Genomic DNA, 13,906 nt, shown 5'->3' with positions numbered 1-13,906 from the left:
GACCGATGGCCTTTATGTTAAGTCCTCTGCTCAAACGCTATACCTGGAACAGCACCTGGCTGTACTACGTGCGGATTTTTATCGCGCTCTGCGGCACAACGGCACTGCCCTGGTGGCTGGGCGACGTTAAACTAACCATCCCGCTCACGCTGGGTATGGTTGCTGCCGCACTGACCGACCTGGACGATCGTCTTGCAGGCCGGCTACGCAATTTGATTATTACGTTGGTCTGCTTTTTTATTGCCTCGGCTTCTGTCGAACTGCTCTTCCCATGGCCATGGCTGTTTGCCATTGGGTTAACGCTCTCCACCAGCGGCTTTATATTACTGGGTGGATTAGGTCAACGCTATGCAACCATCGCTTTTGGCGCGTTGCTGATCGCCATTTACACGATGCTTGGCACTTCGCTTTACGATCAGTGGTATCAGCAACCGATCCTGCTGCTCGCTGGCGCTATTTGGTACAACCTGTTAACACTGACCGGGCATCTTCTGTTCCCCATCCGTCCCTTGCAGGATAATCTGGCACGTAGCTACGAACAGTTAGCGCACTATCTGGAACTGAAATCGCGTCTGTTTGATCCCGATATAGAAGATGAAAGCCAGGCACCGTTGTATGATTTAGCTCTCGCGAATGGGCAACTGATGGCGACGTTAAACCAGACGAAGGTGTCGTTACTGACTCGCCTGCGCGGCGACCGCGGGCAACGGGGAACTCGCCGTACGCTACATTACTATTTTGTGGCGCAGGATATCCATGAACGCGCCAGCTCCTCGCATATTCAGTACCAAACGCTGCGCGATCATTTCCGCCACAGCGATGTGATGTTCCGCTTCCAGCGTCTGATGTCGATGCAGGGGCAAGCCTGTTCACAGCTGTCCCGTTGTATTTTATTGCGCACACCTTATCAGCACGACCCACACTTTGAGCGCGTTTTCACCCATATAGATGCTGCGCTTGAGCGCATGCGTGCCAGTGGTGAGCCAGCCGATCTGCTCAACACGTTGGGATTTTTGCTGTCGAATCTGCGAGCCATCGATGCCCAGTTGGCTACTATTGAGTCCGAACAGGCTCAGGTACTCTCACGCAATGAGTCTGAAAATCAGCTTGCTGATGACAGTCCGCATGGGTTCAGTGATATCTGGTTACGTCTGAGTCGTAATTTCACGCCCGAGTCCGCCCTGTTTCGCCATGCTATCCGTATGTCGCTGGTGCTCTGCGTCGGCTATGCCATTATCCAGATAACAGGTATGAACCACGGGTACTGGATCCTGTTGACCAGCCTGTTTGTCTGTCAGCCAAACTACAACGCAACGCGACATCGCCTGGCGCTGAGGGTTATCGGTACACTCGTCGGGATCGCTATTGGTTTACCGATCCTGTGGTTTGTGCCTTCTCTCGAAGGGCAATTGATACTTTTAGTGATCACCGGCGTACTGTTTTTTGCTTTTCGCAACGTCCAGTATGCGCATGCCACAATGTTTATCACGCTGCTGGTGCTACTGTGCTTTAACCTGCTTGGTGAAGGTTTTGAGGTCGCACTGCCGCGTGTCATTGATACGCTGATTGGTTGCGCTATCGCCTGGGCTGCTGTCAGCTTTATCTGGCCAGACTGGCGTTTTCGTAATCTGCCGCGGGTGATTGAACGGGCGACTGATGCAAACTGTCGTTATCTTGATGCAATACTCGAACAATATCATCAGGGTCGCGATAATCGCCTTACATACCGTATCGCCCGGAGGGACGCGCACAATCGTGACGCGGAACTGGCCTCCGTGGTGTCGAACATGTCGAGTGAACCGGACGTCACGGCCCAAACGCGCGAAACGGCGTTCCGCTTGCTGTGTCTGAACCATACGTTTACCAGCTATATTTCCGCATTGGGCGCGCATCGCGAACAGCTAACCAATCCGGAGGTCCTGGCATTGCTAGACGATGCCGTCTGCTATGTTGATGATGCGCTTCACCATCAACCCGCTGACGAGCAGCGCGTATACCAGGCACTGGAGGGACTGAAGCAGCGAATTCAGCGTCTTGAGCCGCGTTCGGACAGTAAAGAGCCGCTGGTCATACAGCAAGTTGGACTATTGATTGCCTTACTCCCGGAGATCCGGCGATTACAGCAGCAAATTGCCGTGCTGCCCTCTAATACCCCAGTTTCGACGTAAGAGAACTCACCCACTCTACCAGCTCCCGGCGACGCGTCGCCGGGAGCGCGGCTTCATGCACTCCCCCGACCGCTCCTTCAAGGGCGTAGAGTATTTTTACCGTCAAGGCGGGGTTATTTTGCCGAAGTTTCAGCCAGCACATTTGTGCTCCCAGCGAACGCAATGTCCCCTCATCTTTAATTCCTGCTTCATTTAGCAGAGTCTCCAGATGAAACGTCATATTGGGTAGCTCCCGCAGACGATGTTGTGCAAAGCGGCTCTGTTTTTCCTTAACAGCTGCATCCAGCGAATAGCGTGATAGCATCACCAACTGCGGCTGGTTTTGCCACAGGGCATCGTTCACCTGGTAATAATTGAGTACAACCGGACGTCCGCGCTTGATAAATGTCAGCCAGACAGGAGAGTTTTTTACACAGTACTGAGCGCTCTGCTCACATGCCCGAAGATATAGTTCACCGCTGGCAACCATGGCAAAGACCGTATCCCCAACAGTCAGACTGTAGCTGCCAAACAATGAGCGATAGTGAATCGCCCCCAAAGAAGCCAGATATTCTTGAGATTTATAGATCCTTGCATAAGAAAGTTCTTTCATAAAAATCCTTTTAAATCATAACGTAACCAAATGATTTTCAGTAGCAGATCCGTTAATGACGAAAATAGGCAACTTATTCGAATGGGGCAAGATGAATTTAATTTTTCCCGTGACGGCGACTAAAAATTGCGAACCTGTTTCCGAAAATAAGGTTGATCTTTATTGATGGCAGGGTTACTGTATATCCATACAGTAACTCACAGGGCTGGATTGATTATGTACACTTCAGGTTATGCAAATCGTTCTTCGTCGTTCTCTTCTGCATCAAGCAGCATTGCGCGCGTGTCGTCAGAGAACGCTACCACTGGGCTTATCAGTGAAGTGGTCTATCGCGAAGACCAGCCCATGATGACACAGCTCCTGCTGCTTCCACTCCTGCAACAGTTAGGGCAGCAATCCCGCTGGCAGCTGTGGCTGACACCTCAGCAAAAATTAAGTCGGGAGTGGGTACAGTCGGCCGGGCTTCCATTGACGAAAGTCATGCAAATTAGTCAGCTCTCTCCCTGCAATACGCTGGAATCTATGGTTCGAGCACTGCGCACGGGCAACTACAGCGTCGTTATCGGCTGGCTGACGGAGGAGTTAACCGAAGATGAACATGCCGAACTGGTAAAAGCGGCAGATGAAGGTAATGCGATGGGGTTTATTATGCGTCCTGTTCGCGCTCAGACACTTGCGGGGAGACAGCATTCCGGGCTAAAAATTCACTCGAATTTGTATCATTAAGTAAAATTAGGATTTATCCTGGAATTTTTTTTCATGTCTCAATTTGGTTTTGAGCCTTAACGGGTTTTTCGTGAGAACGCTTGTCTGAAGCGGTTTTCAGGATATCCTCAGTACATTTATTCATCCAAAAATGTTAAATATTGTGTATACAAGCCTTTTTTTTTCATATGCCTGACGGACTTCACACTTGTAAGTTTTCAACTACGTTGTAGACTTTACATCGCCAGGGGTGCTCGGCGTAAGCCGCAGATATCGGTAGAGTAACTATTGAACTGGTCCCCGGGTGAAGGATTTAACCGTGTTATCTCTCTTCGGAGATATTCATGGCGAATTTTGGATGATAACGAGGCGCAAAAAATGAAAAAGACAGCTATCGCAATTGCAGTGGCACTGGCTGGTTTCGCTACCGTGGCGCAGGCCGCTCCGAAAGATAACACCTGGTACGCTGGTGCTAAAATGGGCTGGTCTCAGTACCATGACATTGGTAACAACCAGATCAACAACGCCGGTCCTACCCACGAAAGCCAACTGGGTGCTGGTGCGTTCGGTGGTTATCAGGTTAACCCGTACGTTGGTTTTGAAATGGGTTACGACTGGTTAGGTCGTATGCCGTACAAAGGCTACACCGACGCTACTCATCAAAACGGCGCTTTCAAAGCTCAGGGCGTTCAACTGACCGCTAAACTGGGTTACCCAATCACTGACGATCTGGACGTTTATACCCGTCTGGGTGGTATGGTTTGGCGTGCAGACGCTAAAAACAACGAAGGTTTCAAAGACCACGACACTGGTGTATCCCCAGTATTCGCTGGTGGCGTAGAGTATGCAATTACTCCTGAAATCGCTACCCGTCTGGAATACCAGTGGACCAACAACATCGGTGACGCGAACACCGTTGGTGGTCGTCCGGATAACGGCCTGCTGAGCGTTGGCGTTTCTTACCGTTTCGGTCAGGAAACTGTAGCTCCAGTAGTTGCTCCGGCTCCGGCTCCAGCTCCAGAAGTACAGACCAAACACTTCACTCTGAAGTCTGACGTTCTGTTCAACTTCAACAAAGCAACTCTGAAACCAGAAGGCCAGCAGGCTCTGGACCAGATGTACAGCCAGCTGAGCAACCTGGATCCGAAAGACGGTTCCGTAGTGGTTCTGGGCTTCACTGACCGCATCGGTTCTGACGCTTACAACCAGGGTCTGTCCGAGAAACGTGCTCAGTCCGTTGTTGATTACCTGATCTCTAAGGGTATTCCTTCTGACAAAATCTCTGCACGTGGTATGGGCGAATCCAACCCTGTTACTGGCAACACCTGTGACAACGTGAAAGCTCGCGCTGCACTGATCGACTGCCTGGCTCCGGATCGTCGTGTTGAGATCGAAGTTAAAGGTATCAAAGACGTTGTAACTCAGCCTCAGGCTTAAGTTATCGTCTAGTAAAAAACCCCGCTTTGCGGGGTTTTTTTTCAGCTGTTTTTCGTTAAAAACGCACCAGAACGTTACGCCGAACCACACCCTACCGCTATTCTTTTCCCAGCAACGCCTGTAAATCCTGCTTCAATGTCGACATTTTGTTCGCGTACTTCTCTTTATGCTCTGCATCTTCAATGAGTTGCACAATAGTTTCAGAAAGCGTTTTACCACGCCGCTGCGCAAGCCCCGCTAAGCGCTGCCAGACCATAAATTCCAGATCGATTGATTTTTTGCGCGTATGCTGATGCTCAGCATTAAAATGCCGTTTACGCCTTGCTCGTATGGTTTGTTTCATACGATTTAGCAGCGCCGGGTTCATGTGTTTTTCAATCCAGGTATTGACCCGAACCGGTTCATTTTCGAGGGTTAGCAATAAATCAACGGCTTCTTTGGCAGCGCTGGCCTCTACGTAACGGGTGATTAACTCCCCCTCACGATGCTTCTTCACCAGATACTTCCATTTCCAGCCGCTTTCAAGGTTTTCAAGTTGTTGATATTTCATTGCGATCTCAATGTTACCGTGTAACTCTTATCAGAATATCAGCTTTTTCGGCATCTGAAGAAAAGAATATCCAGCCTGTGAACTGCCGCGCGTCATCACATTCGTTTCCCGGCGCTTTCCACGTGTGCAGTGATGATGGTTACGGTATAATCGCGTTTTTTACAACAGACTAAAAAACATCAACTTTGACCATTACGAAACTTGCATGGCGTGATCTGGTTCCTGATACCGACAGTTATCAGGAAGTATTTGCACAGCCGCACGTCACTGACGACACCGACACCTTACTTAGCGATACTCAACCGCGTTTACAATTTGCGTTAGAACAGCTTCTTCAGCACTGGACGACGTCCTCGTTCATGCTGGTAAAAGCGCCGGAAGAGCTTGAGTATCTCAACCTTATTGCAGCAGCAGCACGTACGCTGCACACGGATGCCGAAAGTCTGACCGGAGGTCATTATGATATCTCCGGTCACACTATTCGCTATCGTACAGCTGAGAAAGCAGAAGACAATTTTGCAACGTTAACTCAGGTAGTCAGCGCTGACTGGGTTGAAGCCGAACAGCTATTTGGCTGCCTGCGTCAGTTCAATGGCGAAGTGACCCTGCAGCCAGGACTTGTACATCAGGCTAACGGTGGCGTGCTGGTTATTTCATTGCGCACGCTGTTGGCCCAGCCGCTGCTGTGGATGCGCCTGAAAGCCATTGTCAGCCACGAGCGTTTTGACTGGGTAGCTTTTGATGAGTCGCGCCCACTTCCTGTCTCCGTTCCACCTATGCCGCTCAAACTGAAAGTGATATTAGTGGGTGAACGTGAATCACTGGCAGACTTCCAGGAAATGGAGCCAGAACTGGCTGAGCAGGCTATTTATAGCGAGTTTGAAGATAATCTGCAGATAGTGGATGCCGAAACCATGACGCAGTGGTGTCAGTGGGTAACGCATACCGCTACGCGTAACCATTTACCTTATCCCGCTCCTGATGCCTGGCAGGTACTGATTCGTGAAGCCGTGCGCTACACCGGCGAACAGGATACATTGCCGCTTAATCCATTATGGATAATCCGGCAGTTCAAAGAAGTGGCTCCGTTATGCGAGAGCGACACCTGCAACGCTGAGCAGTTTGGCCTGATGCTTGCTCAGCGAGAATGGCGAGAAGGTTTCCTGGCTGAACGTATGCAAGATGAGATCCTTCAGGAACAGATCCTTATTGAGACGGAAGGCGAGCGTATTGGCCAAATTAACGCCCTGTCGGTGATTGAATTCCCTGGACATCCGCGCGCGTTTGGTGAGCCTTCACGTATCAGCTGTGTGGTGCATATTGGCGATGGCGAATTTACGGATATTGAGCGCAAAGCCGAACTCGGCGGAAATATTCATGCCAAGGGCATGATGATTATGCAGGCGTTCCTGATGTCGGAACTCCAGCTTGAACAGCAAATCCCCTTCTCCGCCTCACTGACCTTTGAGCAATCGTACAGCGAAGTCGACGGCGACAGCGCATCCATGGCCGAATTGTGCGCATTGATTAGCGCCCTCGCCGACGTTCCTGTTAATCAAAGCATCGCCATTACCGGTTCTGTCGATCAGTTTGGTCGCGCGCAACCTGTTGGTGGTCTGAACGAGAAAATTGAAGGTTTCTTCGCCATCTGCCAGCAGCGTGAGCTGACCGGCAAGCAGGGCGTTATTATTCCTTCAGCTAATGTCAGACATCTGAGCCTGCAGCCCACGCTGCTACAGGCTGTAGAAGAAGAAAAATTCACTATCTGGGCGGTGGACGACGTGACCGATGCGCTGCCACTGTTGTTAAATCTGGTGTGGGATGGTGAAGGTCAGACAACGTTGATGCAAACTATCCAGGAGCGTATTGCTACGGCAACGCAACAGGAAGGTCGTCACCGTTTTCCCTGGCCGCTACGTTGGCTGAACTGGATTATTCCGAACTGATCGGACTTGTTCAGCGTACACGTGTTAGCTATCCTGCGTGCTTCAATAAAATAAGGCTTACAGAGAACATGGTAGATAAACGCGAATCCTATACAAAAGAAGACCTTCTTGCCTCTGGTCGCGGTGAGCTGTTTGGCGCAAAAGGGCCACAACTGCCTGCACCAAGCATGCTGATGATGGACCGTGTCATCAAGATGACCGAAACTGGCGGCAACTTTGACAAAGGTTATGTTGAAGCTGAACTGGATATCAACCCGGACCTGTGGTTCTTCGGATGCCACTTTATCGGCGATCCGGTGATGCCAGGCTGCCTGGGTCTTGATGCCATGTGGCAGTTGGTTGGATTCTATCTCGGCTGGCTGGGTGGCGAAGGTAAAGGCCGCGCGCTGGGCGTAGGCGAAGTTAAATTCACCGGCCAGGTTCTGCCGACCGCGAAGAAAGTGACTTACCGCATTCACTTCAAACGCATCGTTAACCGTCGCCTGATCATGGGCCTGGCTGATGGTGAAGTGCTGGTTGATGGTCGTCTGATCTATACCGCAAACGATCTGAAAGTGGGTCTGTTCCAGGATACTTCCGCGTTCTAATCCAGGTCCGTGTATCTGCCAGTCATTAACGTTTATTCGTCTTGTCTGGTGGGCAAAAAGGCGAAACCTCCGCTCTGCGGAGGTTTCTTTTATCTAAAGAGACAGAATCAGGCCATTAAAACCCTATCCCCCATGGCTTCTCGCCAGCCTCCCAGCCAGTATGACCTCTGATTCAGCGTCTGATAGGGACACATTTCTTTTGAGCGTCCGGCAATGCCGGCCTGATAACCACGTTGATGTGCCCGTTCCAGGCGATCTCGTTTTTGTCTCTTCATGCCTCGTTTCCCTCATCTTTAGGTCTGGTGGAAAAGAAAACAGTGATTACTAAGTGTGCAATCACACTAAACGAATACCCCTAAACATCAGACCCGTCAATGCGCAAAATTCACGCCAGTGTCATATTTGTGAGCTACCCGAAAAATCATTTGTACAAAATAGTCAGTCAGAACAGCTATCTCCACGGCTAAAAAAATAAAAAAAACCGCCCCGGGCAATGAACCAGAGGCGGCATAATTTACAATTATTTAAGCTTAAGGCAGGCGTTTCAGCTCCTGAGCAATAGCCGTCGCTTCCTGGCTCCAGGCACTGGCCAGCACCTTCACCATTTCATCGTAACCATCCTGAGTCTGCACCGCTTCGATGTGGAACGGACGTTTAATTAACTGACCCTGATGATTCAGCAACCACTCCCCACTTACAATTACCTTCCCATCATAGCGCCCCTGGAAGCCTGTCACGGTGACGTTAAGAGTGTCCTGTACGCTTCCCAATGGTTGAGAAGCAACAACCCATCCCGGTAATTGGGTGCTGAGATTCGCCACTAGCGTGTTACGCAGTTGCTGGTCTAGTGGACTGGCCCAGAGATTATTATTGGCGATCACGTATTTTACATCGCTGGTCTGGTATACCACGCCATTACCCGCCAGGTAGTCAGGTACCGAAATCTGCTCAACCCACAACAGACGATTCCCCTGGTTAGTTGTGCTCTGTACCCCACCCTGTGCAATAGGAAGCTGGTAATAGCTTTTATTTTCTCCGCTGGAGCTACATGACGTCAGCCAGAACGCCATCATCACCACTAGCCACTTTTTCATTGTTTCGCCCTCTTCGGCTCTGGATCTTTTTTATCCTTCGCTTCAAACACCAGCGCGTTGCTCTTATCGTTCAGCGTTTTCAGTACCGGCTGCAGCTCACGCAGAACCTGATCAAGACGTTGCATATCTGCCACCATCTTGTTGTAGGCAGCGGAGCCCGGCTGGAAGCCCTGCATACTCCGATTCAGTTCGCGCAATGTGTTCTGCATATCCCCCGGAAGCTGCTGCATTGACTGGCTGGAAGTAATCTTATTCATGTTATCCAGCGTAGTTTGCAGATGTTTCATCGTGCGCTGACTTTCCGACAGAGTCGTAGTCGCCTGCTCAATCATTGGGTTCAACGGCAGATTATTAATCTTATCCAACGCCTCCATCAGACGCTGCTGGATTTGCGCCAGCCCTCCACTCACGGTCGGAATGATTTGGTAGCCGTCAAACTCACGAATGCCTTTTAACGGTGGATCTTTAGGATAGAAGTCCAGATCCACATACAGTGCCCCTGTTACCAGGTTCCCGGTCTTCAGAGAAGCTCTTAACCCACGGTTCAGCAGATCCGTCAGATGAGCCCCCACGTCGGTGCTCTCGCCAAGCTGCGCTTTCAGACGTTCCGGTTCAATACGAATCAACACCGGGATACGGTAATCGTCATTGAATGCCTGGCGTAAACCTGGCGCAAAGAAAGGCACTTTGCCGACGGTTCCTAAACGGATCCCACGGAATTCTACCGGCGCGCCCGGCTGTAGACCGCGAATAGAATCCTTAAAGAACATCAGATAATCGATATGGTCGGTATACAGAGAATCCTGAATACTCTTTTGATCGTCGTACAAATTAAACGCGGTTTTTTCCGCGACGGGTTGCCCCTGGTCCAGCCCCTCTGGGACGTCGAAACTCACGCCGCCACCAAACAGCGTCGTCAGCGATCCCATTTCTACACGCATTCCCGCAGACGTCAGATCGACCGCGATCCCGCTGTCTTTCCAGAAGCGCACATTGCTGGTGACCAAGCGATCGTTAGGCGCATTGATGAAAAGTTGATAACTAATGCTTCGCTTTTGCGGATCAAAGGTACTGGTCTCAACAGAACCTACGCGGTATCCACGGAATAACACTGGATCGCCCGGACTAAGCTGTCCGGCTTTTTTGCTGTCAAGCACCACACGGATCCCCTTGGCATCCGGCGGAGCCAGCGGCGGCGAGTCCAGCAACTGGTAATTTTCCAGTTTGCTGCCTTTATTGCCGGGCTGCAGTTCAATATATACCCCAGACAACAACGTACCCAGACCGCTGATACCTTCACGCCCTATCTGCGGCTTCACCACCCAAAAGACAGAATCTTTATGCAGCAGCTTTTCCATACCGGAATTAAGACGGGCTTTAATCTGCACATGGGTCAAATCATCCGTCAGGGTAGCGCTTTCAACGACGCCGACATCTACGCTGCGGCTCTTAATTGTCGTTTTCCCCCCCTCAATGCCTTCGGCATTGGTGGTGATCAGCGTAACTTCTGGTCCCTGATGGCTGTAATGATAAAACAGCACCCATGCACCAATGAGCGCAGTGACGATTGGGAATATCCATACCGGAGACCAGTTTTTTACCTTCTGCACTTTGGCTTCCCCACTTTTAGATTCCATGCTGTCAGGACTCCTCATGATCTGGTTCTGGTTCACGGTCCCACGACAGACGCGGATCAAATGTCATCGCAGAAAACATTGTCATAATGACGACTAAAGCAAACATCAAAGCACCCATTGCAGGATAAATGTTCATTAACCCCCCCATGCGCACCAGCGCAGAGAGTACGGCAATTACAAAAACGTCGATCATTGACCAGCGACCAACAAATTCTACAACCTCATAAATAAAATGCATCCGTTCACTGTCGCGTTTGCCGTGCCCCTTAGCATCCCAACACAACCAGGCAATCGCGATCATTTTTAAGGTCGGCACCATAATACTGGCAATAAAGATAACCGCTGCCACCGGGTAAGAACCTTCACTCCAGATTAAAACTACCCCCTCAAGGATCGTCGATGGCAATTTTGACCCGAGCAGGTCGGTGATCATAATCGGCAGAATATTGGCAGGAAGATAAAGCATGATAGACGTAAACAGTAATGCCAACGTCCATTGCAGACTGTTTTTACGCCGCGCATAACCTTTCGCCTGACATCGCGGACATACTAATTCGTCAGCGGGAAGAATAGCAGTGCAGCAAGAGCAAGAGCGCAAACCCTGCCGGATTCCAGGCACACCAGGCTTTAATTCCTGTTCGATAGCTGGCATAGGAGCAATATCATCCCACAGCCAACGGCGGTCCACACACTGGAACGCCCGCAATTGGAGTACACAAAACAAACACCACGGGATGAAGCTGCTACCTACGCCGATATCGCCATAGGCCATCAGCTTAACAAAGCTCACCAGCACGCCCGCGAGGAAGATTTCTGCCATTCCCCAGCTTTTTAACTGAAACAAAATACGCGCCAGCCATGCTTTAAGCCGATCAGGCATCTGAGCGCGGTTTACCAGTAGCAGGATCGTCAGCAGACAAAAGGCCGGAACCAGCTGTACGAATAAGATAAAGAAGGTGCCGAGACTGGCGTAATCTTCAGAAAAGAGCACGCTCGGGATTTGCAGCAGTGTCACTTCACTACTCACCCCTGCGACGTTCATATTCACAAAGGGAAAGAGGTTTGACAGCAGCAGCATAAATAGTGCGGCTAAAACATAGGCAGTGGGACGCTGCCGGGGGGCGTCCCACTCAACGGTTAACGTAGTGCCACATCGTGGACATGCCGCTTTCTGACCATGCTCCAGGCGAGGTAACGCCACCAGCATGTCACACTGCGAGCACAAAATATGCTTCGCGGCATGGTGATGTTCGCACATATGTGCTCCTTTAATTATGCGCCATTCTTCAAAGACTCAAGATACTCCCAGCGCTCAAAGGCTTGCTCAAGTTCTTGTTCCGCTTCGTTCAGATTAGCCAATACCTGCTGCGTTTGCTCGTGCGGCTGACTGAAAAACGTGGCGTCAGCAACCTGAGCCTGTAAGGCTTCCAGCTTAGCTTCCAGTTCTTCAAGCAGCGCGGGGAGTTGCTCCAGTTCGCGCTGCAGTTTATAGCTTAGTTTGCTGGTGCTGCGTTTGACAATTTCTGCTTTAGGAGCAGCAGGTTCCTCTGTTTTTTTCGCAACTGGCTGCTTAAACGCCACATACTGCGATTGTTGACTGCGCGCATCATGATAACCGCCGACATAACGGCCAATTTTACCGCCGCCTTCGAAGATCCAGCATTCGGTCACGGTATTATCGACAAACTGACGGTCGTGGCTCACCAGCAGCACAGTGCCCTGATAGCTATCAATCAATTCTTCAAGCAGTTCCAGCGTTTCGACGTCCAGATCGTTCGTGGGTTCATCGAGAATTAACAAATTGCTGGGTTTCAGGAACAAACGCGCCAACAGCAGGCGATTGCGTTCCCCGCCAGAGAGCGCGCGTACTGGCGTCATCGCGCGTTTCGGATGGAACATGAAATCCTGAAGGTAGCCCAGCACGTGGCGGGGTTTGCCGTTAACCATCACCTCTTGCTTACCTTCAGCAAGGTTGTCCATCACGGTTTTATCCGGATCCAGTTCGGCGCGATGCTGATCGAAATATGCCACTTCCAGCTTAGTTCCAACATGAATGCGTCCACTGTCAGCCTGAAGCTGACCTAACATCAGCTTCAACAGCGTAGTTTTGCCGCAGCCGTTAGGTCCGATTAGCGCGATCTTGTCGCTACGCTGCACCTGCGCGGAGAAATCTTTCACCAGTTGCTTTCCGTCAACCTGGTAATCAACATTCTCCATCTCAAAGACAATCTTGCCAGAACGGCTTGCCTCTTCGACCTGCATCTTCGCTGTGCCCATCACTTCGCGACGTTCACCACGCTCGCGACGCATGGCTTTCAGCGCACGCACGCGACCTTCGTTACGCGTACGACGCGCTTTGATACCCTGACGGATCCAGACTTCTTCCTGTGCCAACTTGCGATCAAATTCCGCGTTTTGTAACTCTTCTACGCGTAATGCTTCTTCTTTATCCAGCAGATACTGATCGTAGTTACCCGGATAGGTAACCAGCTTGCCGCGGTCAAGATCGACAATGCGCGTCGCCATATTGCGGATAAACGAACGGTCGTGGGAAATAAAAATGATTGTCCCATTGAAGGTTTTCAGGAACCCTTCCAGCCAGTCAATGGTTTCAATATCCAGGTGGTTCGTCGGTTCATCCAGCAGCAATACGCGCGGGTTACTCACTAACGCGCGGCCCAGCGCCGCCTTACGTAGCCAGCCGCCGGAAAGCGATGCCAGCTCCATGTCTGCTTCAAGGCCAAGCTGTTCCAGTACTTCATTAATACGGTTTTCCAGCTGCCACAGATTGCGGTGATCCAGCTGTTCCTGAACCTTCGCCAGTTCCTGAAGGTTTTTATCACTCGGATCGGCGATCACCAGATGCGAGATATCGTGATAACGCTTGAGGTAAACTGCCTGTTCTGCAATTCCTTCAGCGACGAAATCGTAGACGCTACCCTGCACGTTGCGCGGCGGATCCTGCTGCAGACGCGCCACAACCAGATCCTGCTCATAAATAATACGCCCATCGTCAAGACCCTGTTCACGATTCAGGATCTTCATTAGCGTCGATTTGCCTGCGCCATTACGGCCAACCAGACAGACGCGCTCGTTATCTTCGATATGCAGTTCAGCATTATCGAGAAGCGGCGCATCGCTGAACGACAGCCATGCACCATGCATACTGATTAATGACATTTAATTTTCC

12 protein-coding genes are annotated in these 13,906 nt (G+C 50.7%); 5 read left to right on the top strand and 7 right to left on the bottom strand.

The genetic code is table 11. The annotated features are described in order from the left end of the window. The first annotated feature begins 14 nt into the window (after positions 1–14). On the top strand, positions 15–2,168 hold the full coding sequence (gene yccS / locus On2M_RS12505) for a YccS family putative transporter (protein ID WP_210904904.1): 2,154 nt from the start codon (positions 15–17) through the stop codon (positions 2,166–2,168). On the opposite strand, the gene On2M_RS12500 is transcribed toward yccS, so the two are convergent. After that, positions 2,146–2,760, bottom strand: coding sequence for a TfoX/Sxy family DNA transformation protein (locus tag On2M_RS12500; RefSeq protein WP_151225160.1), 615 nt, complete (start codon positions 2,758–2,760; stop codon positions 2,146–2,148). The genes yccS and On2M_RS12500 overlap by 23 nt on opposite strands. Positions 2,761–2,976: 216 nt before the next feature. On the opposite strand from On2M_RS12500, the gene sulA reads away from it, so the two are divergent. Then, positions 2,977–3,486 (top strand): SOS-induced cell division inhibitor SulA, encoded by a 510-nt coding sequence (gene sulA / locus On2M_RS12495; protein ID WP_151217950.1) that lies wholly within the window; start codon positions 2,977–2,979, stop codon positions 3,484–3,486. 357 nt (positions 3,487–3,843) lie between these two features. Beyond that, positions 3,844–4,902: a porin OmpA gene (gene ompA, locus On2M_RS12490; RefSeq protein WP_151217949.1), complete on the top strand. Its 1,059-nt coding sequence runs from the start codon at positions 3,844–3,846 to the stop codon at positions 4,900–4,902. 97 nt (positions 4,903–4,999) lie between these two features. Here the strand turns inward: ompA and matP are convergent, their stop codons facing one another. Then, complete coding sequence (matP, locus tag On2M_RS12485) at positions 5,000–5,452, bottom strand: macrodomain Ter protein MatP (RefSeq protein WP_151217948.1); 453 nt, start codon at positions 5,450–5,452, stop codon at positions 5,000–5,002. Positions 5,453–5,637: 185 nt separating this feature from the next. Between matP and On2M_RS12480 the strand changes: the two genes are divergently transcribed. Both On2M_RS12480 and fabA read left to right on the top strand, forming a co-directional pair. Next, the gene (locus On2M_RS12480) at positions 5,638–7,398 is read left to right on the top strand and encodes a Lon protease family protein (RefSeq protein ID WP_151225158.1); all 1,761 of its coding nucleotides are present in this window, start codon (positions 5,638–5,640) and stop codon (positions 7,396–7,398) included. A 68-nt stretch (positions 7,399–7,466) separates the two neighbouring features. Continuing rightward, a complete protein-coding gene (fabA, locus tag On2M_RS12475) occupies positions 7,467–7,985 on the top strand; it encodes a bifunctional 3-hydroxydecanoyl-ACP dehydratase/trans-2-decenoyl-ACP isomerase (protein WP_003035875.1) in 519 nt (172 codons plus the stop codon). Between the two features lie 107 nt (positions 7,986–8,092). On the opposite strand, the gene rmf is transcribed toward fabA, so the two are convergent. The 5 genes from rmf to On2M_RS12450 form a co-directional block, all read right to left on the bottom strand. Next, positions 8,093–8,260, bottom strand: a complete 168-nt coding sequence (gene rmf, locus On2M_RS12470) for a ribosome modulation factor (RefSeq protein ID WP_003035871.1) — start codon at positions 8,258–8,260, stop codon at positions 8,093–8,095. Between the two features lie 255 nt (positions 8,261–8,515). Next, a complete protein-coding gene (gene pqiC, locus On2M_RS12465; RefSeq protein WP_151225156.1) occupies positions 8,516–9,079 on the bottom strand; it encodes a membrane integrity-associated transporter subunit PqiC in 564 nt (187 codons plus the stop codon). Continuing rightward, positions 9,076–10,716, bottom strand: a complete 1,641-nt coding sequence (pqiB, locus tag On2M_RS12460) for an intermembrane transport protein PqiB (RefSeq protein ID WP_151217945.1) — start codon at positions 10,714–10,716, stop codon at positions 9,076–9,078. Before pqiB ends, pqiC begins: the two co-directional genes overlap by 4 nt. Positions 10,717–10,720: 4 nt before the next feature. After that, positions 10,721–11,974, bottom strand: coding sequence for a membrane integrity-associated transporter subunit PqiA (gene pqiA / locus On2M_RS12455; protein ID WP_151217944.1), 1,254 nt, complete (start codon positions 11,972–11,974; stop codon positions 10,721–10,723). 14 nt (positions 11,975–11,988) lie between these two features. Then, positions 11,989–13,896: an ABC transporter ATP-binding protein gene (locus On2M_RS12450; RefSeq protein ID WP_210904903.1), complete on the bottom strand. Its 1,908-nt coding sequence runs from the start codon at positions 13,894–13,896 to the stop codon at positions 11,989–11,991. Positions 13,897–13,906: the final 10 nt, after the last annotated feature.

It is taken from the genome of Citrobacter sp. On2M, from assembly GCF_018035235.1.
In the GTDB taxonomy this organism is placed as follows: Bacteria; Pseudomonadota; Gammaproteobacteria; order Enterobacterales; family Enterobacteriaceae; genus Citrobacter; species Citrobacter meridianamericanus.
This window is presented reverse-complemented; position numbering and strand designations above follow the sequence as displayed.

Excerpts from the sequence above, each read along its gene's own strand:
- yccS (WP_210904904.1), top strand. The coding sequence starts at position 15 with ATGTTAAGTCCTCTGCTCAAACGCTATACCTGGAACAGCACCTGGCTG.
- On2M_RS12500 (WP_151225160.1), bottom strand. The coding sequence starts at position 2,760 with ATGAAAGAACTTTCTTATGCAAGGATCTATAAATCTCAAGAATATCTG.
- sulA (WP_151217950.1), top strand. The coding sequence starts at position 2,977 with ATGTACACTTCAGGTTATGCAAATCGTTCTTCGTCGTTCTCTTCTGCA.
- ompA (WP_151217949.1), top strand. The coding sequence starts at position 3,844 with ATGAAAAAGACAGCTATCGCAATTGCAGTGGCACTGGCTGGTTTCGCT.
- matP (WP_151217948.1), bottom strand. The coding sequence starts at position 5,452 with ATGAAATATCAACAACTTGAAAACCTTGAAAGCGGCTGGAAATGGAAG.
- fabA (WP_003035875.1), top strand. The coding sequence starts at position 7,467 with ATGGTAGATAAACGCGAATCCTATACAAAAGAAGACCTTCTTGCCTCT.
- rmf (WP_003035871.1), bottom strand. The coding sequence starts at position 8,260 with ATGAAGAGACAAAAACGAGATCGCCTGGAACGGGCACATCAACGTGGT.
- pqiC (WP_151225156.1), bottom strand. The coding sequence starts at position 9,079 with ATGAAAAAGTGGCTAGTGGTGATGATGGCGTTCTGGCTGACGTCATGT.
- pqiB (WP_151217945.1), bottom strand. The coding sequence starts at position 10,716 with ATGGAATCTAAAAGTGGGGAAGCCAAAGTGCAGAAGGTAAAAAACTGG.
- pqiA (WP_151217944.1), bottom strand. The coding sequence starts at position 11,974 with ATGTGCGAACATCACCATGCCGCGAAGCATATTTTGTGCTCGCAGTGT.
- On2M_RS12450 (WP_210904903.1), bottom strand. The coding sequence starts at position 13,896 with ATGTCATTAATCAGTATGCATGGTGCATGGCTGTCGTTCAGCGATGCG.